The organism is Erwinia sp. OLFS4, assembly GCF_002752165.1.
GTDB lineage: Bacteria > Pseudomonadota > Gammaproteobacteria > Enterobacterales > Enterobacteriaceae > Izhakiella.
This window is the reverse complement of the sequence record NZ_MOMB01000049.1, coordinates 91,307-112,741: the sequence shown is the minus strand read 5'-3', so window position 1 is coordinate 112,741 and position 21,435 is coordinate 91,307. Positions and strand designations below refer to the sequence as shown.

The following is a 21,435-nucleotide window of genomic DNA, read 5'->3' as shown; positions in this document are numbered from 1 at the left end:
CTAACACCTGACAGGTTGACCGTAAAGAAAGTTGAACTAGCTAATAGTCTAGCATGGATTTACCGTTTTATTGCAGATCGACTATTGTTCTCCAACAATACCCTCATCGTTCGGTCTTCGCAGAGTGCAGGAAACTGACAGCCTTCCTGTATCGATGTTAGGATAATCAGTGAACGATCAAAACGGTTACAAGCATGTTAGACAAAATTTTAAGAATTGCTACAAGACAAAGCCCTCTTGCACTCTGGCAGGCACATTATGTTCAGCAGCAGCTGATGTCGCTCCATTCTGGCTTACAGGTCGAACTGGTGCCAATGGTAACTCGCGGCGATATTCTGCTTGATTCCCCCTTATCAAAGGTCGGAGGAAAGGGATTATTTGTTAAAGAGCTTGAGCTGGCTCTGCTTGAGCAGCGTGCCGATATCGCGGTTCACTCAATGAAAGATGTGCCGGTGGCATTTCCTCAGGGGCTGGGGCTGGTGGCGGTCTGCGAACGCGACGATCCGCACGATGCATTCGTTTCAACACGCTATGAAAATCTTGATGCACTGCCTGCCGGAGCCATTGTCGGCACGTCCAGTTTACGCCGTCAGTGTCAGATTAGCGCCCGCCGCCCGGATCTGATTATCCGCTCATTACGTGGCAATGTCGGTACCCGCTTAAGCAAACTTGATAATGGCGAATACGATGCGATTATTCTGGCAGTAGCCGGCCTGAAACGCCTCGGCCTGGCATCGCGCATTCGCCAGATTATCCCGGCGGAAATCTCCCTGCCTGCAGTCGGACAGGGTGCCGTTGGCATTGAATGCCGGCTTGATGATGACAGAACCCGACAGCTGATCGGGGTGCTAAACCATGATGAAACTGATGTCCGGGTGCGCGCTGAACGCGCAATGAATATCCGGCTGGAGGGAGGCTGTCAGGTTCCGATTGGCAGCTATGCCGTGTTGCAGGGTGACCAGCTGTGGTTACGGGCGCTGGTGGGTTCACCAGACGGTCGCAAAATGATTCGCGGTGAACGCCGCGGCCCGCGCGATCGGGCTGAGCAAATGGGTATTTCACTGGCCGACGAATTACTTGAGCAAGGTGCGCGTGGCATCCTCGCGGATGTTTATCAGCAGAGTAAACCATTATGACGATCCTGGTAACCCGACCTTCACCCGCCGGTGACGAACTGGTTACCCGCTTGCGCGCCACTGGCAGAGCCGCCTGGGCGCTGCCGCTGATTGAGTTTACCCCTGGCCACGATCTGGCTGCATTACCCCATCTTATCGCCGGTTTGCAGGCCGGTGATTTACTTTTTGCGCTGTCTCAGCATGCTGTCAGTTATGCGCAGCCCGCGTTAGATAAAACAAAGGTTCGCTGGCCGGCAACGGTAGACTATTATGCAATAGGGCGCCGGACGGCACTGGCATTGCACAGCGTCTGCGCACGCCCTGTTGTCTGGCCTGAAGAACGCGAGACCAGTGAAATCTTAATTCAACTCCCGGCATTACAGAACGTTGCCGGTAAACAAGCGCTGATTCTGCGCGGGAATGGTGGCCGCGAATTACTGGCCACCACGCTGACTGAACGCGGAGCAACGGTAAAATTAGTCGAATGTTATCAACGCTGCGCCAAACATTATGATGGCGCCGTTGAAGGAAAACGCTGGCGCGAACGTAACATCGCGACGCTGGTGGTCACCAGTGGCGATATGCTGCAACAGCTTTATCAGCTATTTCCTGAAGTCGATCGCGAGGAATGGCTGCTGCACTGCCGGCTGATTGTCATCAGTGCACGTTTGGCTACTCTGGCCAGGGAATCAGGCTGGCGCGACATTACAGTAGCCGAGGGTGCCGATAACGACGCGTTATTGCGGGCGCTACAATAAACTTTACAATGGGATAAGCTACAATGACGGAACAAAAACAACACTCCGCCATCGTTGATGAAACAGCGTCGTCGGCAGAGGCGCCATCAGCAGCAGGTAAAGAAAAAACCGCTAAAGGTACGGCGCTGGGGGCGCTGGCAATCGTCATCGCACTGGCGCTAAGTGGCGGGCTTTACCTCTACCAACGTCAGCTGGCCCAACAGCAGGCAAAAGAAAACCAGGCACTGCGTGACCAACTCAATAGCCTGCAACAGCAAGCGCAAAGCGAAAAACAGACATTAACCGGGCAGCTTACCCGCACCGACGGCACGTTACAAAATCTGCATCAGCAGCAGGCTGCCAGCGCGAAAGAACTGGATGAGTTACGTCAGAAAGTAACCAGCATTACCGGAAGTGATGTCCGCACCTGGATGATTTCACAGGCCGATTATCTGGTGAAACTGGCGGGACGTAAACTGTGGAGCGATCAGGATGTCACCACCGCCGGCGCTCTGCTAAAAAGCGCAGATGAAACTCTGGCTGACATGAACGATCCCAGCACAATAGAGGTACGACGCGCCCTTACCCAGGATATCAGCACGCTGTCGGCAATCAGCCAGGTTGACTACGATGGCATCATTCTGAAACTGAATCAGCTATCCAATAACATCGATAATCTGCCGCTAGCGGACAACAATGATAATGAAGCCCCCATGGATGCGGACAGTAACGAGCTTTCCTCATCGCTGCATCAGTGGCGCCAGAACCTGGTGAAAAGCTGGCATACCTTTATGGATAACTTTATTACCATTCGTCGGCGTGACAATACGGCCCAGCCATTACTGGCTCCTGACCAGCAAATTTACCTGCGCGAAAATATCCGTTCGCGCCTGCTGATTGCCGCCCAGGCGGTACCTCGCCATCAGGATGAAATATACAAACAGTCGCTGGATACCGTTTCTGCCTGGATACGCGCGTGGTATGACGTTAAAAACCCGGCGGTAAAAGCCTTTCTGGCACAGCTCGACGAACTGAGTCAGGAAAATATCTCTGTGGATCTCCCCGTGTCGCTGCAGAGCCAGCGGTTAATGGATAAGCTTATGGAAACCCGGGTACGCAACCTGTTAGCCCAGCCTGCTGCTGCCAACCCTCAGGCGCCCCAACCACAGCAGGGAGAATAAGGATGCTGAAAGTACTTTTGCTTTTTCTGTTACTGCTGGCCGGCATTATTCTTGGTCCGATGCTGGCCGGTCATCAGGGCTATGTACTGATCCAGACCGACAGCTGGAATATTGAAACCAGCGTCACCGGTCTTGTCATCATACTCCTCATTTCACTGGTGGTGATTCTGCTGGTTGAATGGCTGCTACGCCGCCTGTTCAAAACCGGCAACCGTACCCACGGTTGGTTTAAAGGCCGCAAGCGAAGCCGGGCAAAAAAGCAGACGCAAATTGCGCTGATGAAGCTGGCAGAAGGTGACTACAAGCAGGTTGAAAAGCTGATGTCCAGCCATGCCGACCATGCAGAACAGCCGGTGGTCAATTATTTACTGGCAGCAGAAGCCGCACAACAGCGAGGAGATGAAATCCGGGCGAATCAGCATCTGGAACGGGCCGCTGAGCTGGCGGAAAACGATCGGTTACCGGTAGAAATAACCCGGGTACGTATTCAGCTGTCACGTAATGAGGATCACGCAGCCCGCCATGGTGTTGATAAACTGCTTGAAGTGGCGCCGCGGCATCCCGAAGTGTTACGTCTGGCAGAACAAGCCTACATCCGTACCGGCGCCTGGGCCTCTCTGCTGGATATTTTACCCGCGCTGGAGAAAAATAATCTGGCGGATGACACTCAGCTTGACGCGCTGCAAAAGCAGGCCTGGCTCGGGTTGATAAATCAGGCCATGGCTGATAACGGCAGCGAAGGACTCAAGCAATGGTGGCAAAATCAGCGCCGAAAAACCCGTCAGGATATGACGTTACAGGTGGCGGTCGCCGAACATCTTATTGCCTGTAATGATCATCAGGCCGCCGAAGAAATCGTGCTTGATGGGCTAAAACGCCAGTATGACGAACGGCTGATCCTGCTGATGCCGAAGCTAAAAAACGGTGAGACTGAGCGGCTGGAAAAAACCCTGCGTCAGCAGATAAAACAGCATGGCGCTACCCCGCTGCTATGGAGTACCTTGGGCCAGCTGCTGATGCAACACGGAGACTGGCAACAGGCAAGCGAGGCGTTTCGTGAAGCGCTGAAACAGCGCCCCGATGCCTATGACTATGCCTGGCTGGCGGATACCCTCGACAGGCTTCATAAGCCTCAGGAAGCAGCGCAAATGCGGCGTGATGGACTACTGTTAACATTAAAAAACGATCCCTGATACGTCACACAGCCGACGACGCGGTTATCCGGCATCAGGCAAAAAAACGCCTGCCATAAGGCAGGCGTAAAATCGGGTCGTTAAGATAACAGGGGGTACATGACTCAACGTAATGTCCGGTCATCTGCCAGTAATAATGGCTGACGGGTGGACAACAAGTACCGTAAATGGCTCTGCATCATTCCCAGGTTTTATGAAGCCGAAGCGAGCATAACAAACGGAATGAGCATCTACCCCTCCTGTAATGCATTTACTGTGCCAGACAGATAAAAGCGCCAGATAAAAAAACAAAATATTGTTTTTAAAAATCTTTTTCAGAGCAATCGCGTAAAACGATGCCGGAACGAGCGGCGTCTGTCTGCCCGGCTGTCGCCACGCGGAGACAGCCTGTACGCGCGTCCTCTATTCATAAATAAATCAAGGCGATAAGTGTCACTCTACGGCGACATGGCCAATCAACAGCAAAAACTGCTGAGAGACGCTAAAGCGCATACAGCGCCCCGTGATCCGTCAGGCGACTGCAGAAAAAAACCTGCCAGAGGCAGGTTTATTGAATTGGTCGGCGAGAGAGGATTCGAACCTCCGACCCCCTGGTCCCAAACCAGTTGCGCTACCAAGCTGCGCTACTCGCCGAAATACTGCTATGTTGTCATTTTGATTGGTGCGAGGGGGGGGACTTGAACCCCCACGTCCGTAAGGACACTAACACCTGAAGCTAGCGCGTCTACCAATTCCGCCACCTTCGCCTACCATCAAAATTGGGGTGGCTAATGGGACTCGAACCCACGACAACTGGAATCACAATCCAGGGCTCTACCAACTGAGCTATAGCCACCATCGTCTTACGACAAATCATTTACTGCTACCGGACAGTTTCTGTCAGAGAAACAATGATTTGTTTAATAACGCGGTAAATGTTACCACCGCAGCTCTTGCGCACAACTTAATGGCGCGCCCGACAGGATTCGAACCTGAGACCTCTGCCTCCGGAGGGCAGCGCTCTATCCAGCTGAGCTACGGGCGCGTAGCGCCGTTGCGGATGGGCATAGTACGGATTTGCTCCCATGCTGTCCAGTGCTTTTTGCACAAAAAAACGCGTTTGATTACGCTTTGCGCACTCACTGTCTTCTGCCTGCTCATTTATGCGACTTAACGACAGAAAACGACGGTTAAGCAACCAGATAGCTGACTTCCGGCGTTTACAGTTCTCTGCGAAAATACCAGCGCAGAAAGGTCAGCATTTTTATCAGCCGCCCGATGCGGCTCGGCTGGCGGATCAGACGATATAACCATTCCAGCCCTAAGTTTTGCCAGACTACCGGTGCCCGCCTGACCCGGCCGGTAAAGACATCATAGGTTCCGCCAACCCCCATATACAGCGCCTGGGGATATAGCGCCTGACAGGCACACATAAAAACTTCCTGCTTAGGCGACCCCATTGCTACCGTGACAATCTCCGCCCCGCTGGCAGCGATACGGGCAAAAATAGCGTCCTGTTGATCGTCGGCAAAATAGCCGTCCTGCGTCCCCACAATGTTAACCTGCCAGCGTTGCTGCAATTTCTCCGCAGTCATGCGCAACACTTCTGGCGTTGCTCCCACCAGAAAGACCCGGCTGCCATTCTCGCCGGCTCGCTCCATAATCCCTTCCCACAAATCAGCCCCGGCAATACGCTCAACGCGCGCCTGAGGATATTTGCGATGGATCGCCCGCACCATACTGATGCCATCAGCATAGCGATAGCGAGCGGCATCAATCAGCGCGCCAATGTGCCGATCCTGTTCAATGGTCAACATCTTTTCCGCATTGATGGCAACCAGTATTCCCGGTAGCCAGCGGCGATCCGTTATCAGGTGCGCAATAAATGCCTTCCGGCTGGCAAAACCAGCCAGTCTGACCCCGCGTATGGTGTATACCGGCGGTTCCTCGCCCTGCTGCATCATATAGTTTGTCTGACACTCCACATTATGCCTTTTCATCCTGATGGCGTAGCGCGATAACCCTGACCGAACGGATCAGGCCGGCGCTCTCCAGCAGCCAGTAAAGTAATTTTGCTACTACCACGCTGACGACAAAAATTAAGATAAAAAACACTACCCGTGAGACGAAGGCATCAAGGCCCTCACGCGCCAGTATTACGATGTTAAACACGGCGCCAAAGCAAAAACTTTGCAGCACAGCGGCTTTATAGCGCTGCGTTTCACGACGTCCGGACTGATAAAGCCAGTCAAACCATTTAATAATCCAGCCGACCGCCAGCGCCCCGACCGGAAGCATCCATACTCCCCCCATCACCAGCAGGGAACCAATCAGCGTAGGTGAAATGGCCAGTCCGGAATGATTATCCAGTATCTCCCAGGTAAAATAATTCGCCGAATTGAGTACCGCCGCCGGGTGATCTGGCCAAAGCCAGCCGGGAATAAAGACATAGAAATCACGCACTATCGGTGCCAGCCCCTGGAAGGTAATCTGATGATAGTGACTGAACAATAGCGCCAGGTTCTCCCAGGGCGAAAAGGTGTCACGGGTCAGATAAAGAAAGGTATAAAATTCCTCCGCCCGGCTGACATTAAGGTTATAGCGTCCCAGTGCCAGAAAGAACATGGCAACAATGCCTGCTATACCGCCGGCAATTAACATCCACAGGGTAATCCAGCCACGGATGATGCCGATAAACAGGAAAATCGCAAACGCCATAATCGTGTTTGCCCGGGTTCCCCCCACAATCGCGTACGTTAACAGGCCAAAGGCCACCGTTACCAGCAGAAACAGTATCCACTGACCACGGGTTTCACGACTGAAATACACCAGCAGCATTGCCGGAATAAAAAAGTAGAAAAAGCGCTTCAACGCCACGCCGGATACGCCAGCTGAAAATATCTGGCTGTATGCCTGCAACCGGAAAATCAGGAAGCCATTGTTGACAAAAAAAATGGCAACCGCAGCCAGTGCAATCAACATCAGCAAGCCAACGGTCAGCTGAAATTCCACCCGATTAATGGTGAAGCCTGACGAAAGCCGGCCTTTGTGCTGCGGGCGCAGCCGGGTTTTGTAACAGACATAATAAATCGCATAAAAACCGGTCGCTGAAAGTAATGCTTCCAGCAGATGCGCCGGCGGCACAATGTCAACATTGAAAACAAACACCAGCATGCAGGAAAACGGGAAGCCGAGATAAAAGGTCAGCAAAAACACCAAAGAAAAGAAAATATGAAAACTAAAACGCACCTGGCGGAATTCACGCCAGGTCAGGGTTAATACCAATCCTAGTGATAGCAGATACACCACCAGCAGGCCACTAAACTGTGGAAGCGTCATGCACCTGGATCCTCAAGTTGTTGCAGCAGCCCTTTCCAGCCGGCAGTATAACCCGGCGCGAAAAAAGGGATCCTGGTTTTATCCATCGCCAGCAACTGCTGGTGTGCCCCGGCAATCTGCTGCTGACTCAGATCGTCTTCGGCAAATAACAGCGGGATATTTGCCGCTGCCAGATCCTGCCAGAAAGGATTATGCCGGCTAATAACCAGCGGTACATTTGCCTGAATCAGCAAACACAGCGTACCAATACCCTGCTGACGCTGGAAAATAAAATAGCCTAAATTACTCTGCGAAATCAGCGCCATATAGCTTGTAAAATCCAGTTTTTCCCGCAGGATAATGGGTGGTCTGGTCGGAAAAAGACGACAACCAGCCGCTTCGACCTGCGCGATATAGGTTTCATTTCCCGGCGGATAACCCATCGGTAACACCACCTGAACGCGATCGCCAAAACTGCGATGAATCGCCTGCAAACCGGCAATATGCCGGTTGCTGATATCGCCAGAGTTACCGAGCAACAGCCTGAGTGTGGCGGTTTGTTGCGGTGTTGATGCTGCGGGCAACGCGGGAATACGGGTGGGGAAATAGAGCTGTCTGCCCGGCACCTGCGGACAGCGACCATGAAAAACCGACAGATCGCCAAGCGTAGCAAACACCTGCCCGACCCGGCGCTGCGCCAGCCGGCGTATGCCATAAAATAGCCGGAACACGATTCCACGGCGATCTTCATAAAGATCGGCACCCCAGATATGCCAGAGCATCTGATGAGATTGCAGGGCGCCGCTCAGCAACGCCAGCCAGATTCGCAGATTAAACTGTCCGTAAAATAAAAAACGATCCTGACGTTGCCGACGCGCATGCGCAATCACTGCTTGCGCCAGCTGTCCCTGGGTCATAAACGAGTGAATATCCAGTGCCGGTAGCTGACGACAGAGTTCCTGCGAACAATTTACAACCCAAAATTGTCGCCGGAATGGCGCCGTCGACGCTAACTTGTCATTAAAAAAGCGCAGCACGGTTTGATTATGGTGGGGAATATCCGCCCCAAGAATATGGATAAGCATCGTCATTTACGAAAACGGTAAATTAAAAAAGCGCAGACACAAAGCACAAAATAAACCACATAGGTAGCCAGATAAGCCTGTGCAGCCCCACGGGTACCCTGCAGCGGAATGAGCCAGTGCGCAAACCCCAGCAATAACACAAACTGGCTGATTTCAGTCAGGATATAAATCCGCAGCGCCGCTTTAGCAATGACCAGATAACCAAATACATAGGCCCCCACCTTCAGCACGTCACCTGGCAGCTGCCAGATAAATAAATCCCGCATAGGTGAAAACTGAGGGGAGAACAATAGCCAGATAGCAATGTCTCTGAGCAGCCAGACACAGCAGGCCACCACAGAAACTACCGGCAGGACAAATAAAAGCGTGCGGCCAATTTCCTGGCTGATGGCGGTTTTGTCGTGTAAACGGGCCAGCGTCGGCAATAACCAGACGCTGAACGACGCGGTAATAAACTGCAACCAGGCATCGGAAAGACTGGTCACACCCAGCCAGATCCCAACCTGATCCCAGCCTGCCTGAACGGCCAGCTGATTACGCATCATCACCCAGGCAACAGGCAACGTTGCCGTGGTAATCAGCGCCATCAGGGTATATTTACTCAGGGTCATCACCACCGCCGGCTGCCAGCAGGGACGAAGATAGTGCCAGGGGAAACGTGCGCGTCTTGTCATCAGCCAGCTAGCGGGTAACAGCACCAGCACCGGCACCATAGCCAGCCCCACCAGCGCCCCACGATAGCCCCCGAGCCAGTGGCAGCAAATCCAGGCCAGAACACCCGCGACACTCCCGCCAATTAATGCCAGCGCGTTGGCTGTGGCATCACGGTAACCTTTAATAATCGCCAGCATCAGGTTCGCCCAGGCGATCCCCAGTTGTAGCAAGGCCACTATCCGAATCACGCCAGCGAAGTCATGCCGGCCGAACAGCACCTGACTGACGGGGACGGCCAGCAGTAAAAAAAATGCCGCCAGCAGCAACGAAAAAACCAGCACCATTAGCGAGGCACTTCCAAGAACCGCGCGCAAAGCCTCTGGCTGCTGCTGTCGTTCTGCTATCAGGGTGGTGACGCCGTTAAAAATACCGGCGCCGGCCAGCACGCCAAGAACGGTGATAAGCTGACGAAAGTTGCCGGCCAGCCCCACCCCTTGCGGCCCATAACTCACTGCCATCAGCTTAATGACCACCAGGCCGGCAAGGATTTTTACCAGAGTGGAGCTCGCGGTCCACAACGACGCACGTGCCAGAGACATCAGGAAAAAAAACGCAGCAGCGACTGGATCACCCGTTGCTGATCCGTATCGGACAAATTGTAGAAAAGCGGCAAGCGCAGCAAGCGTTCACTTTCACGCGTCGTCACCTCGTCCTTACCATTAAAACGACCAAATCGCTGTCCGGCGGGAGAGCTGTGCAGGGGAATATAATGAAACACCGCGAGGATGCCATCGTCTTTAAGCCAGTCAATCAGCCGGGCACGCTGTTGTTCATCACGCAGACGAATCGCAAACATATGTGCATTATGCTGACATTCCGGCGGCTGGACCGGTAACACCAGACGACCACTGTCTGCCAGCGGTTTCAGCGCCTGATAATAACGTTGCCAGAGCAACAACCGATGATCATTGATACTCCCGGCAACCTCAAGCTGCGCCCACAGGCAGGCAGCCTGCAAATCAGACATCAGGTAGCTGGAACCCAAATCACGCCAGGTGTATTTATCCACCTGTCCGCGAAAAAACTGGCTACGGTTGGTGCCTTTCTCCCGGATGATTTCAGCGCGTTCTATCAGTGAACGGTCATTAATCAGCGTGGCGCCGCCTTCACCGCCAGCCGTGTAATTTTTAGTTTCATGGAAGCTAAAACAACCAATGTGCCCGATAGTACCGAGCGCCCGTCCTTTCCAGCTGGACATCATCCCCTGCGCCGCATCTTCCACGACGCTGAGACGGTAACGGGCTGCCAGTGCCATAATGGCATCCATGTCACAACTTACCCCGGCATAATGCACCACCACGATGGCTTTGGTTTTGTCGCTAATCGCTGCTTCTATTTTATTTTCATCAAGGTTCAGCGTATCTTCACGCACATCAACAAAAACCACCGTTGCGCCTCGCAGCACAAAGGCATTCGCCGTGGAAACGAAAGTGAAACTCGGCATGATAACTTCATCACCGGGCTGCAGTTCCAGCAGCATCGCCGCCATTTCTAACGAGGCGGTACAGGAAGGCGTCAGCAACACCTTCGGACAGCCCAATCGCTGTTCCAGCCATTGCTGACAACGACGGCTAAAATCGCCATCGCCACTGAGCTTGCCGCTGGATAGCGCTATCTGAATATACTTGCTTTCACTGCCCACACAGGGTGGTGCATTAAATGGAATCATAATGTTACCTGTATAGCCACCAGCTACTGCCGTCCGGCACGCCGCCACAACGGGTATAGAGACGCATCGCCGCCAGGTTGCTGGTCTGCGTGGCCACACGCAAACGGCTCAAGCGCTGCGCACGCGCCCAGTCAAGTGCGGCACCGATCAGCCGTTGCCCGGTGCCCTGCCCTGATATCAGAGCGCCCAACAAACCTACGCGGGCAGTGTCATCATCAAGCCGTCGCAGTGAAACAAAACCGGCAATATCACCGCTGTGATCCAGCGCCAGCAGGCACTGGTCATCAAAACAGCCTGTCACCGCGTTCTCAATCCAGCAGGCATAAAAGCGCTGACAATCGTCCAGCTTAAACCAGGGGGGACGAAAACGGCTATGCACAAAAAGCCGCGCTGCCGCGGCACGTAATAGCGGAATATTGTCACTACGCGCAATTTTGATGGCAGCGGGCCGGACGGCAGAATCGGTAGAAAACAGAAAATCGATTTCACCATCAACCAGCCGGAAACCGCCATTACTCAGGGCATCCAGCTCTGCACTGCGCTGCGCCGGTACCTTTGCCTGCACCAGCGCATACTCCGCCATGGACAGCCCGCTCAACGGTAATCCGCCATCCAGTATCAGACGACCACAGCGAATACCGAAGAACTCACTTTCCCAGGGCAGGGGTTCAATCCGTGCTGTCATTTGCATCTCTGCCCCCCGCGTTGCCTTAACGCCAGATACCTTTGGTATCCACCAGCCAGCGTCGATCCGTGGTTCTGACATCCAGGTTACGAAACGCCGTGTGATCAACCAGCATCACCAGGATGTCCGCTCCGGCTATCGCCTGTTGAGCGGTTACCAGAGTGGCGCGGGACGCTAGTTGAGACGGTAACGCTTCAATATTGGGCTCGACGACCAGAGTGGTGCCCCGATGCCAGTCTGCAATCTGCCAGGCGATAGTCATTGCCGGACTTTCACGCAAATCGTCGATATCCGGCTTAAACGCCAGGCCAAAGCAGGCTATGGTGATGTCACCAGCCCGCCGGTTAGTGGCGGCCAGGCATTCTGCCAGCGTTTTTTTCACCTGCTCAATCACCCAGGCCGGTTTACTGTCATTCACCTCACGCGCCGTACGAATCAAACGCGCCTGTTGGGGATTCTGGGCCACGATAAACCAGGGATCGATGGCAATACAGTGCCCGCCCACGCCAGGACCCGGCTGTAAGATATTCACGCGTGGATGACGATTAGCCAGCGCAATCAGCTGCCAGACATCAATATTTTGTTCGGCGCAGATCAGTGACAGCTCGTTGGCAAATGCAATATTCACATCGCGAAAACTGTTTTCAGTGAGCTTACACATTTCCGCAGTACGGGCATTAGTGACAATGCATTCCCCTTCCAGAATCAGGCCATAAAGTTCACAGGCTCGCTGTGAACAGCGTGGCGTCATACCGCCAATCACCCGATCGTTTTTAATAAGCTCAACCATCACTTTCCCTGGCAGAACACGTTCAGGACAGTAAGCAATCATCACATCCGCCGCTTCGCCGGCCTGCTGTGGGAAACGCAGATCCGGGCGGGACTGAGCCAGCCAGTCAGCCATCTGCTCGGTAGTGCCTACCGGCGAAGTCGACTCCAGTACCACCAGATCGCCGGCTTTCAGCACCGGTGCAATAGCATCCGCCGCCGCCTTTACTGCCGTCAAATCGGGCTGATAGCCTTCACTAAAAGGCGTGGGTACCGCAATCAGAAAAGCATCCGCTGCCATTGGCTGACCAACGGCCTTTAGCATGCCATCCGCTACCGCCTGCTTAACAATGTTATCCAGATCGGGCTCGATGATATGCACCGCACCGCGATTAATGGTTTCTACCGTGTGCGGATTAATATCCACGCCGATTACCGGCGTTCCGCGGGCGGCAAAAGCAGCCGCGGTAGGCAGCCCTATATAGCCCAATCCAATAACAGACAGGGTAGTTAACTTCATAAATCAATCCGACTTGCTTTTAATGCCTGAACAATGCGCTGGCAGGCCTGGCCATCGCCATAAGGATTGTGCGCCCGGCTCATCGCCTGCCAGGCGTCATCATCGGTCAGCAAACGCGAGGTTTCGGCCACTATCTTAGCGCTGTCTGTTCCGACCAGGCGCACCGTGCCGGCATCAACGGCTTCGGGCCGTTCAGTGGTTTCCCGCATGACCAATACCGGTTTGCCTAATGAAGGCGCTTCTTCCTGCACGCCGCCAGAGTCAGTGAGGATCACTCTGGCGCGATCCATTAACCAGACGAAAGGCAGATATTCCTGCGGTTCAATCAGCGTAATATTGTCAATGCCCCGCAATATCCGGTTTACCGGTTCGCTGACGTTTGGGTTCAGATGGACCGGGTAGACAATCTGGCAATCGGGATGCAGGTGAGCCAGCTGCATCAGTGCCTGACAGATGCGTTCAAAACCGCCCCCGAAGCTTTCTCGACGATGACCGGTCACCAGCACCATTTTACGCCGGGCATCCAGAAAGGGATAACGACTGGCCATTGCGCTATTTTGCTGAGCATCGCGCAGAATACCATCACGAACCCAGAAAAGTGCGTCAATCACGGTGTTGCCGGTAACGATAATCTGTGAAGCCGGCACGTTTTCCCGCAGCAAATTTTGTCGGGCATTCTCGGTGGGGGTAAAGTGCCAGCGCGCCAGGCGCCCGGTCAGCGCCCGGTTACCTTCTTCTGGCCAGGGCGCGTACATATTACCGGTACGCAGGCCGGCCTCAACGTGTCCCACGGTTATCTGCTGATAAAAGGCGGCCAGGCTGGCGGCCAGCGTGGTAGTGGTATCGCCATGTACCAGCACCACATCAGGCCGGAAATCAGCCAGCACGCCGCGCATACCATCCAGTATACGGCAGGTAATATCGGTTAAATTCTGACCAGCCCGCATGATGTTGAGATCGTAGTCCGGCGTCAGCGCAAATAAACTGAGAACCTGATCGAGCATTTCCCGATGTTGTGCGGTAACGCACAGGCGCGATTCTATTTCTGCATCCTGAGCCAATTGATGGACCAGCGGCGCCATTTTTATCGCTTCAGGACGCGTGCCGAATACGGTTAATACTTTCACGATATATCCTTGGTATGAGCTGCAGGTTTTCGCCGGCGGGCCAGCGCAATACCGGCACCGGTTAAGGCACCAACCACGCCCCACACCGCCATCAAATACCCCTGACGCGGGCTATCGCGGCTAACCGGCACTTCGGGGGTGCGCAGGTAACGCCAGCAGCTGAACGTTTTATTCAGTTGCGGCCCGGCGGCCAGCGTTGCCAGCAATGCCTGATTCTGATCATAACTCAATTCGTAATGCGGACCGATAGCCTGAAGAGTGTCCAGCCGCGCCTGCAAGAGCGGGGCGCCAAGTAAAAAAAGCGCGGAGTCCGCTAGCTGATCCGGCGGGCTGGTGGTCTGCATTTTGTTAATATTTTGCTTACGGGCAATCACCAGCGCCTGCTTAACGTTAGCCAGTTCACGCTGATACAACGCGCTGGCAACCGCCCGCTGACGTTCAACCTCACTTTGCAACTGCATCCGACGCGCCTGCCAGGCCGCGTTTAATCCTTCCCGCAGCGTGGTACTTGCCCGCTGATTAGCAAATTCAATATAGTCACGCAGTAACTGACTGGCATCGTGACTATTTTCGGCCATCAGTTTGATACTGTCTGCCTGATTCTTAGCCGGATCGGCGGGCTGATATTGAATATTACTGATTAAGCGATCGAGCATTCTGGCATCATCAGCCGCCTTGTTGGTTTTCAGGCGTTGGTAATAAGCACTTTGCAACCAGAAATCACGTCGGGTATCCCAGGAAGCAAGCTGAGCAATGAACTCGCTGTACACCTCATCGGCAATATCTTGTGCTGGCAGATGATGGTCAGCATTGCCTCCCGGCGACAGGTCATTAATAAATTGCTGCCGGGCAAAATAGTTTCCTAACTGGGTAATAGCCGGGCGCTCGGTAACTGCGGTTGCACTCCAGACCTGGCGGGCCAACAGCGAATAAATCAGCGCAACAATCGCCAGCAGCAGGGCGCCACCAATAATCCAGCCCTTACCACGCCACAGCGCACAGCAAAGCGTGCGTAAATCGAGGCTATTTTCTTCGGTTTCAACGTGTAGCATCACCCATCCTCACTGGCTTTTTGGTTGCTGACGGCGCAGGCGCCTTTTTATACGTTTAATCACGCGGGCCACCCGCCATGCGCGCTTTATACAGTAGCCATAAAACATAAATGCCAGTAAAAATAACAATAACATCAGCCACTCTGGCACAAACCACAGACTTTCCCCCAGCACGCCAATGCCGGCCAGCAATGCGGCCGCGCAGGTAATCAGCATAAAAGCCTGACGGGAGGTAAAACCGGCGCGCATAATCAGATGGTGGATATGCTGCCTGTCGGCGGAGAAAGGACTCATCCCTTTGCTCAGACGGCGATACATTATCGCCACCATATCCATCAGCGGAATAGCAATAAGCCAGAGTGCCGTCACCGGCGTAATAGGATGATCTTTCCCCTGCGTCGTTTCCAGTAAAATCCAGATAATAGTAAAACCGATAAGCGTACTACCGGCATCACCCATAAAGACTTTATAACGCCGACCCATCAGGCCAAGATTAAGTAAAATATAGGGTATAATGGCGGTAATTATTCCGAAACACCAGATTGCCAGATTGTACTGACCACTGTGCACCAGAATAATTCCCATCGCGAGAAAAGTGACGCATGACAGACCGCCCAGCAGCCCATCAATACCGTCTACCATATTAAAAGCATTGATACAGGCCCAGACGGCAAACAGCGTCAGGACATAGCCAAACGGACCGACAATCATTTCCCAGGGACCAAAAATAAACCCCAGGCTCAGCAGATAAAGCTTCCCCACAAACATCATGACCAGCGCAATAACCGCCTGCACAAAGGCGCGGATTTTTACACTGATATCAAAGCGATCGTCCAGGGCGCCGACCAGCACCAGCACGCCAGCACAGCAAAGATAAAGCAACGTATTGGGAATATAGAGATGAGTGACAGCAAAGGTGAAACAGATCCCGGCAAAAACAGAAATACCACCGACCAGCGGGATAACGCCCTGATGGCGTTTACGGTAGTTTGGTTTATCTACCAGACCGATTTTCTCTGCAACTTTACGAGCGAAAAAGATAAATACTAACGTCGCAATAAAAACAATGACAAGGTCAGTACTCACATTGAGTAAATTCACATTAATCCGCTCTCTGCTATGAATCCTGCATCATTATTGTAAGGAATGGTCATGCTAAAGCCACCCATGCAATTCTGATTCTCTTCCCACTAAACCAGCGCGCAATAACCGGGTTTGTTTCATATGGGAATAACACCCAGTTTACTGCAAGTATCCTAAAGCCCATGAAACAAAAACGCCACGATTGTACGTGGCGTTTATCAGCTTTTCTTTTTTTTTGATAAAACAACAGGCGCATTGTGACTGATGCCACAGACCCGGCTGTCGCATCAGCAGCAAAACAGCGCGTTTTATGAACGCTTCATCATATCGAAGAATTCATCGTTGGTTTTGGTCATTGCCAGCTTATTGATGAGGAATTCCATAGCATCGATTTCTCCCATAGGGTGAATAATCTTGCGCAGGATCCACATTTTTTGCAGCTCTTCCTGTGAAGTGAGCAATTCTTCTTTACGGGTACCGGAACGATTATAATCGATTGCCGGGAATACGCGTTTTTCGGCGATCTTACGCGAAAGGTGCAATTCCATATTACCGGTACCTTTAAACTCTTCGTAGATAACCTCGTCCATCTTCGAACCTGTATCAATTAACGCCGTGGCGATAATGGTCAGGCTGCCCCCTTCCTCAACGTTACGCGCAGCACCAAAGAAACGTTTAGGGCGATGTAAAGCGTTAGCGTCAACACCACCGGTTAACACTTTGCCGGATGCAGGAACAACCGTGTTATAGGCACGCGCCAGGCGGGTGATGGAGTCAAGCAGGATAATCACGTCTTTCTTATGTTCAACCAGACGCTTAGCCTTTTCAATCACCATCTCTGCAACCTGAACGTGACGGGAGGCAGGTTCATCGAAGGTGGATGCCACGACTTCGCCTTTTACCAGACGCTGCATTTCGGTCACTTCTTCCGGACGTTCGTCAATCAGCAGCACCATCAGTACGCAGTCAGGATGATTGTAGGCAATGCTCTGCGCGATATTCTGCAGCAACATGGTCTTACCGGCTTTTGGCGGCGCAACAATCAGCCCGCGCTGGCCGCGGCCAATCGGTGAGGCTAAATCCAGCACACGGGCCGTCAGGTCTTCGGTTGAACCGTTCCCACGCTCCATACGCAGGCGGGAATTGGCGTGCAGTGGCGTTAGGTTTTCGAACAAAATCTTACTACGCGCGTTCTCCGGCTTATCGTAGTTGACTTCATTGACCTTCAGCAGGGCAAAATAACGCTCACCTTCTTTCGGCGGACGTATTTTTCCGGCGATTGTGTCACCGGTGCGCAGATTAAAGCGGCGGATTTGGCTGGGAGAAACGTAGATATCATCGGGACCGGCGAGGTAGGAGCTGTCTGCAGAACGGAGGAATCCAAAACCATCCTGCAGTATTTCCAGCACACCGTCGCCGAAGATATCTTCGCCGCTTTTTGCATGTTGCTTGAGGATGGCGAAGATAATGTCCTGCTTGCGCATGCGCGCCAGGTTTTCCAGCCCCATGTTCTCGCCGAGAGTAATCAGATCAGAAACCGGCGTATTTTTTAATTCGGTAAGATTCATAATGGTGGGTTCTTAAACTCGGGGTAAATCTCGAACTATTAATCGTGGATGGTATGGCAAAAGAATCCATGCCTGTCTAATGGCATACTTTATTTCCGAATTGCTCGACAATCTCAGACAGAACAGGTCGGTCTGCTGCGAGAAGACGGTGGAAAAGCTTGCCGAAACCGTTGGTACAAACCGTCAGATTGCTGATACCGTGAAAAACCGACTGGTTACTCTGGCGCTCAACAAGGGATAATTCTTAGATTCAGACTACAGGTAAGTTCATAATGCAGTGAAGGTAACATAACACGCGAAATTTCTGGCGTCCAGCAACGATGAAAAAAAGCTGTCCTGTTAACGCCAGAATAGTACCGCCTAGCCCAGATTTGCGTCCAGGAACTCTTTCAGCTGACCTTTAGAGAGCGCGCCCACTTTTGTGGCGGCAACTTCACCGTTTTTAAACAACAGAAGCGTCGGGATACCACGGATACCATATTTTGGCGCGGTACCGGGATTTTCATCAATGTTTAACTTGGAAATCGTCAGCTTATCCTGGTACTCTTCTGCAATCTCATCGAGGATTGGCGCAATCATTTTGCACGGCCCACACCACTCGGCCCAGAAATCTACCAGTGTTGGACGTTCGGCTTTCAGAACGTCAGTTTCGAAGCTGCTGTCAGTCAGATGAACGATTTTATCGCTGCTCATGTCTTACTCCACAAGATTAACCCTGGCTGGTTGGCGAAAAATCTGCCAACTTAGGATGACTTTATTTCAACGGATACGCTTTCGTAAAGCAATAGTAAGCTGATATTCTATCACACTATGAGCAAAACACATTTAACAGAACAGAAGTTTTCCGACTTCGCCCTGCACCCGAAAGTCATTGAAGCCCTTGAAACAAAAGGGTTTCATAACTGCACGCCTATTCAGGCACTTGCACTTCCCCTCACCCTGGCCGGGCGGGACGTTGCGGGTCAGGCGCAAACCGGAACCGGCAAAACGATGGCGTTTTTGACGTCAACGTTTCATTATTTGCTTTCTCACCCCGCGCTGGAAGGCCATCAGGTCAATCAACCTCGCGCGCTTATCATGGCCCCCACCCGTGAACTGGCGGTACAAATTCATGCGGATGCGGAACCCCTGGCGCAGGCCTCCGGACTGAAGCTGGGATTAGCTTACGGCGGCGACGGCTATGATAAACAACTGAAGGTGCTGGAGAACGGCGTTGATATTCTTATCGGCACCACCGGACGCCTGATTGATTATGCCCGGCAGAACTACATCAACCTGGCGGCAATCCAGGTTGTGGTTCTTGATGAAGCCGATCGTATGTTCGATCTTGGTTTTATCAAAGATATTCGCTGGCTGTTACGCCGTATGCCTCCTGCCAGTCAGCGACTGAATATGCTGTTTTCCGCTACCTTGTCATTCCGCGTGCGTGAGCTGGCGTTTGAACACATGAATAATGCCGAATACGTGGAAGTGGAACCCGAGCAAAAAACCGGCCATCGTATTAAAGAAGAGCTTTTCTATCCTTCAAACGAAGAGAAAATGCGGCTGCTACAAACTCTGCTCGAAGAAGAATGGCCAGACAGAGCGATTATTTTTGCCAATACTAAACACCGCTGTGAAGACATCTGGGGCCACCTTGCCGCCGATGGCCATCGGGTTGGCTTACTGACCGGCGACGTGGCGCAGAAAAAGCGTTTGCGTATTCTCGATGATTTCACTAAGGGTGATGTCGACATTCTGGTGGCAACCGATGTCGCTGCCCGTGGGTTGCACATTCCTGCGGTGACGCATGTATTCAACTATGACCTGCCGGACGATCGCGAAGACTATGTGCATCGCATTGGCCGTACCGGTCGGGCGGGAGCCAGTGGCCACTCAATCAGCCTTGCCTGTGAAGAGTACGCGCTTAACCTGCCGGCTATTGAAGAATATATCGGTCACGGCATTCCCGTCAGCCGTTACAACAGCGATGCGCTGCTGCAGGAACTGCCGCCGCCGAAAAGATTGACCCGCAACCGCTCGGGCGGCAACGGACCACGCCGCGGTGGCAACAACCGTCGGGGCGGTGCGCCACGTAACAATCGTAAACGCTCGGGTTAACGCTTTCATGTTAAGCACTTCCTCGCTGTATGCGGCAATCGACCTGGGATCAAACAGTTTCCACATGCTGGTAGTGCGGGAAGTGTCCGGCACTATCCAGACGGTTGCACGCATCAAGCGTAAAGTGCGCCTCGCCGCCGGCCTCAATCAGCACACGTACCAGCTCTCTGAAGAGGCCATGAACCGGGGCTGGCAATGTCTGCGTTTGTTTTCAGAGCAGCTACAGGATATCCCCAGCGGACAAATTCGCGTGGTGGCCACCGCCACCTTAAGAATTGCCAGTAATGCCGCAATCTTTCTTGAAAAGGCGCAACAAATTCTCGGTTGTACCGTAAACGTGATTAGCGGAGAAGAAGAAGCCCGCCTGATCTATTACGGCGTTGCCCATACTACCGGCGGATCGGATAAACGTCTGGTGGTCGATATTGGTGGTGGCAGTACGGAGCTGGTAACCGGATCCGGCGCCCAGACAACAAAATTATTCAGCCTTTCCATGGGCTGCGTTACCTGGCTGGAACGCTATTTTTCCGATCGTCGCCTGTGCCAGAATAACTTTGACCAGGCCGAACAGGCCGCACGTGACATGCTGCAACCGGTGGCAGATACGCTGCGCAATCAGGGCTGGGAAACCTGCGTGGGAGCATCCGGTACCGTCCAGGCATTGCAGGAAATTATGATGGCGCAGGGGATGGATGAACGCATCACCTTAAGCAAACTGCAGCAGCTAAAACAGCGGGCCATTCAGTGTGACAAATTAGAAGAGCTGGAAATCGAAGGCCTCACGCTGGAACGGGCGCTGGTATTTCCCAGCGGATTGTCAATTCTGATTGCCATCTTTAAAGAATTGCGGATTGACGGTATGACCCTGGCCGGCGGCGCGCTGCGTGAAGGGTTAGTATATGGCATGCTGCATTTGCCGGTTGACCGTGATATCCGCCTGCGTACTCTGACCAGTTTACAACGCCGTTTTAATATTGATGTAGCGCAAGCCGAACGCGTCCGTCAGCTGGCACTCCGCTTTCTGCATCAGGTGAATCAACGCTGGAAGCTGGATGAACGCTGTCGGCTGTTACTGGAAGATGCCTGTCTGACCCATGAAATCGGTCTTAGCGTTGATTTTAAACATGCCCCTCAGCACGCCGCTTACCTGATTCGCCACCTCGACCTTCCCGGCTTCACTCCGGCGCAAAAAAATCTGCTGGCCACTCTGCTGCAAAATCAGAGTGGTAATATCGATCTGGCGCAGCTTAGTCAGCAGAATGCCATTCCGCTGCGTCTGGCAGAACGACTCTGCCGCCTGCTACGACTGGCCATTATTTTCGCCAGCCGGCGAGGTGATAACACCTTGCCGGCGGTTGGTCTGCGGGCAGATGAAGAAGCGCTGCACCTTACTTTACCCGCCGGCTGGCTGGACGCCCATCCGCTGCGTAAAGAGTTGCTCGACCAGGAAAGCCATTATCAGTCCTATGTTCACTGGACGCTGACCGTCTCCTGATACCCGCGTTTTTTCATAGTGCAGCGCAGACGGCACGCGCCTCGGC

19 protein-coding genes and 4 tRNA genes are annotated in these 21,435 nt (G+C 53.0%); 7 read left to right on the top strand and 16 right to left on the bottom strand.

Going from position 1 to position 21,435, the window contains the following annotated elements; translation table 11 throughout:
• Positions 1–194: 194 nt before the first annotated feature.
• From hemC to hemY, 4 genes are read left to right on the top strand one after another with little or no spacing between them, the layout of a single operon-like run.
• Positions 195–1,136 (top strand): hydroxymethylbilane synthase, encoded by a 942-nt coding sequence (gene hemC / locus BL249_RS10850; RefSeq protein WP_099705798.1) that lies wholly within the window; start codon positions 195–197, stop codon positions 1,134–1,136.
• Positions 1,133–1,873, top strand: a complete 741-nt coding sequence (hemD, locus tag BL249_RS10845) for a uroporphyrinogen-III synthase (RefSeq protein WP_099705797.1) — start codon at positions 1,133–1,135, stop codon at positions 1,871–1,873. Before hemC ends, hemD begins: the two co-directional genes overlap by 4 nt.
• 23 nt (positions 1,874–1,896) lie before the next feature.
• Positions 1,897–3,033, top strand: a complete 1,137-nt coding sequence (gene hemX, locus BL249_RS10840; RefSeq protein ID WP_099705796.1) for a uroporphyrinogen-III C-methyltransferase — start codon at positions 1,897–1,899, stop codon at positions 3,031–3,033.
• A 2-nt stretch (positions 3,034–3,035) separates the two neighbouring features.
• The gene (gene hemY / locus BL249_RS10835) at positions 3,036–4,226 is read left to right on the top strand and encodes a protoheme IX biogenesis protein HemY (protein ID WP_099705795.1); all 1,191 of its coding nucleotides are present in this window, start codon (positions 3,036–3,038) and stop codon (positions 4,224–4,226) included.
• Positions 4,227–4,782: 556 nt separating this feature from the next.
• Here hemY and BL249_RS10830 read toward each other — a convergent pair.
• The 15 genes from BL249_RS10830 to rho form a co-directional block, all read right to left on the bottom strand.
• A tRNA-Pro gene (locus BL249_RS10830) sits at positions 4,783–4,859 on the bottom strand.
• A 26-nt stretch (positions 4,860–4,885) separates the two neighbouring features.
• Positions 4,886–4,972, bottom strand: a tRNA-Leu gene (locus BL249_RS10825).
• Between the two features lie 13 nt (positions 4,973–4,985).
• Positions 4,986–5,061: transfer RNA gene (locus BL249_RS10820), tRNA-His, on the bottom strand.
• 112 nt (positions 5,062–5,173) lie between these two features.
• Positions 5,174–5,250: transfer RNA gene (locus BL249_RS10815), tRNA-Arg, on the bottom strand.
• 175 nt (positions 5,251–5,425) lie between these two features.
• Entirely contained in the window at positions 5,426–6,166 is a 741-nt protein-coding gene (wecG, locus tag BL249_RS10810) for a lipopolysaccharide N-acetylmannosaminouronosyltransferase (protein ID WP_099705846.1), read from the bottom strand.
• A gap of 25 nt (positions 6,167–6,191) precedes the next feature.
• Complete coding sequence (gene wzyE / locus BL249_RS10805) at positions 6,192–7,544, bottom strand: ECA oligosaccharide polymerase (protein WP_099705794.1); 1,353 nt, start codon at positions 7,542–7,544, stop codon at positions 6,192–6,194.
• The gene (locus tag BL249_RS10800; RefSeq protein WP_099705793.1) at positions 7,541–8,614 is read right to left on the bottom strand and encodes a TDP-N-acetylfucosamine:lipid II N-acetylfucosaminyltransferase; all 1,074 of its coding nucleotides are present in this window, start codon (positions 8,612–8,614) and stop codon (positions 7,541–7,543) included. The genes wzyE and BL249_RS10800 overlap by 4 nt, the downstream gene beginning before the upstream one ends.
• Positions 8,611–9,861, bottom strand: a complete 1,251-nt coding sequence (gene wzxE / locus BL249_RS10795) for a lipid III flippase WzxE (protein ID WP_099705792.1) — start codon at positions 9,859–9,861, stop codon at positions 8,611–8,613. The genes BL249_RS10800 and wzxE overlap by 4 nt, the downstream gene beginning before the upstream one ends.
• Positions 9,861–10,991: a dTDP-4-amino-4,6-dideoxygalactose transaminase gene (gene rffA, locus BL249_RS10790; protein WP_099705791.1), complete on the bottom strand. Its 1,131-nt coding sequence runs from the start codon at positions 10,989–10,991 to the stop codon at positions 9,861–9,863. The genes wzxE and rffA overlap by 1 nt, the downstream gene beginning before the upstream one ends.
• Positions 10,992–10,995: 4 nt before the next feature.
• Entirely contained in the window at positions 10,996–11,682 is a 687-nt protein-coding gene (gene rffC / locus BL249_RS10785; protein WP_099705790.1) for a dTDP-4-amino-4,6-dideoxy-D-galactose acyltransferase, read from the bottom strand.
• A 19-nt stretch (positions 11,683–11,701) separates the two neighbouring features.
• Positions 11,702–12,964: a UDP-N-acetyl-D-mannosamine dehydrogenase gene (gene wecC / locus BL249_RS10780; RefSeq protein WP_099705789.1), complete on the bottom strand. Its 1,263-nt coding sequence runs from the start codon at positions 12,962–12,964 to the stop codon at positions 11,702–11,704.
• Positions 12,961–14,091 (bottom strand): non-hydrolyzing UDP-N-acetylglucosamine 2-epimerase, encoded by a 1,131-nt coding sequence (gene wecB, locus BL249_RS10775; protein ID WP_099705788.1) that lies wholly within the window; start codon positions 14,089–14,091, stop codon positions 12,961–12,963. Before wecB ends, wecC begins: the two co-directional genes overlap by 4 nt.
• On the bottom strand, positions 14,088–15,143 hold the full coding sequence (gene wzzE / locus BL249_RS10770) for an ECA polysaccharide chain length modulation protein (RefSeq protein ID WP_099705787.1): 1,056 nt from the start codon (positions 15,141–15,143) through the stop codon (positions 14,088–14,090). The genes wecB and wzzE overlap by 4 nt, the downstream gene beginning before the upstream one ends.
• Positions 15,144–15,152: 9 nt before the next feature.
• The gene (gene wecA / locus BL249_RS10765) at positions 15,153–16,244 is read right to left on the bottom strand and encodes a UDP-N-acetylglucosamine--undecaprenyl-phosphate N-acetylglucosaminephosphotransferase (RefSeq protein WP_099705786.1); all 1,092 of its coding nucleotides are present in this window, start codon (positions 16,242–16,244) and stop codon (positions 15,153–15,155) included.
• Positions 16,245–16,534: 290 nt separating this feature from the next.
• Positions 16,535–17,794 (bottom strand): transcription termination factor Rho, encoded by a 1,260-nt coding sequence (gene rho, locus BL249_RS10760; protein ID WP_078004063.1) that lies wholly within the window; start codon positions 17,792–17,794, stop codon positions 16,535–16,537.
• Between the two features lie 79 nt (positions 17,795–17,873).
• Here rho and BL249_RS19000 point away from each other — a divergent pair, with 79 nt between their 5' ends.
• A complete protein-coding gene (locus BL249_RS19000) occupies positions 17,874–18,035 on the top strand; it encodes a hypothetical protein (protein WP_158233095.1) in 162 nt (53 codons plus the stop codon).
• A gap of 119 nt (positions 18,036–18,154) precedes the next feature.
• Here the strand turns inward: BL249_RS19000 and trxA are convergent, their stop codons facing one another.
• The gene (gene trxA / locus BL249_RS10755) at positions 18,155–18,487 is read right to left on the bottom strand and encodes a thioredoxin TrxA (RefSeq protein WP_099705785.1); all 333 of its coding nucleotides are present in this window, start codon (positions 18,485–18,487) and stop codon (positions 18,155–18,157) included.
• Positions 18,488–18,604: 117 nt separating this feature from the next.
• On the opposite strand from trxA, the gene rhlB reads away from it, so the two are divergent.
• Both rhlB and gppA read left to right on the top strand, forming a co-directional pair.
• The gene (gene rhlB / locus BL249_RS10750; RefSeq protein ID WP_099705784.1) at positions 18,605–19,894 is read left to right on the top strand and encodes an ATP-dependent RNA helicase RhlB; all 1,290 of its coding nucleotides are present in this window, start codon (positions 18,605–18,607) and stop codon (positions 19,892–19,894) included.
• A gap of 7 nt (positions 19,895–19,901) precedes the next feature.
• Positions 19,902–21,389 carry a guanosine-5'-triphosphate,3'-diphosphate diphosphatase gene (gppA, locus tag BL249_RS10745; protein WP_099705783.1) on the top strand — a complete coding sequence of 496 codons (1,488 nt, stop codon included), beginning with the start codon at positions 19,902–19,904 and terminating at the stop codon, positions 21,387–21,389.
• The last annotated feature ends 46 nt before the right edge of the window (positions 21,390–21,435 follow it).

Excerpts from the sequence above, each read along its gene's own strand:
- rffA (WP_099705791.1), bottom strand. The coding sequence starts at position 10,991 with ATGATTCCATTTAATGCACCACCCTGTGTGGGCAGTGAAAGCAAGTAT.
- rho (WP_078004063.1), bottom strand. The coding sequence starts at position 17,794 with ATGAATCTTACCGAATTAAAAAATACGCCGGTTTCTGATCTGATTACT.
- gppA (WP_099705783.1), top strand. The coding sequence starts at position 19,902 with ATGTTAAGCACTTCCTCGCTGTATGCGGCAATCGACCTGGGATCAAAC.
- rhlB (WP_099705784.1), top strand. The coding sequence starts at position 18,605 with ATGAGCAAAACACATTTAACAGAACAGAAGTTTTCCGACTTCGCCCTG.
- wzzE (WP_099705787.1), bottom strand. The coding sequence starts at position 15,143 with ATGCTACACGTTGAAACCGAAGAAAATAGCCTCGATTTACGCACGCTT.
- hemY (WP_099705795.1), top strand. The coding sequence starts at position 3,036 with ATGCTGAAAGTACTTTTGCTTTTTCTGTTACTGCTGGCCGGCATTATT.
- hemC (WP_099705798.1), top strand. The coding sequence starts at position 195 with ATGTTAGACAAAATTTTAAGAATTGCTACAAGACAAAGCCCTCTTGCA.
- BL249_RS19000 (WP_158233095.1), top strand. The coding sequence starts at position 17,874 with ATGGCATACTTTATTTCCGAATTGCTCGACAATCTCAGACAGAACAGG.
- hemD (WP_099705797.1), top strand. The coding sequence starts at position 1,133 with ATGACGATCCTGGTAACCCGACCTTCACCCGCCGGTGACGAACTGGTT.
- rffC (WP_099705790.1), bottom strand. The coding sequence starts at position 11,682 with ATGCAAATGACAGCACGGATTGAACCCCTGCCCTGGGAAAGTGAGTTC.
- wzxE (WP_099705792.1), bottom strand. The coding sequence starts at position 9,861 with ATGTCTCTGGCACGTGCGTCGTTGTGGACCGCGAGCTCCACTCTGGTA.
- wecG (WP_099705846.1), bottom strand. The coding sequence starts at position 6,166 with ATGCAGCAGGGCGAGGAACCGCCGGTATACACCATACGCGGGGTCAGA.
- hemX (WP_099705796.1), top strand. The coding sequence starts at position 1,897 with ATGACGGAACAAAAACAACACTCCGCCATCGTTGATGAAACAGCGTCG.
- BL249_RS10800 (WP_099705793.1), bottom strand. The coding sequence starts at position 8,614 with ATGACGATGCTTATCCATATTCTTGGGGCGGATATTCCCCACCATAAT.
- trxA (WP_099705785.1), bottom strand. The coding sequence starts at position 18,487 with ATGAGCAGCGATAAAATCGTTCATCTGACTGACAGCAGCTTCGAAACT.
- wecC (WP_099705789.1), bottom strand. The coding sequence starts at position 12,964 with ATGAAGTTAACTACCCTGTCTGTTATTGGATTGGGCTATATAGGGCTG.
- wzyE (WP_099705794.1), bottom strand. The coding sequence starts at position 7,544 with ATGACGCTTCCACAGTTTAGTGGCCTGCTGGTGGTGTATCTGCTATCA.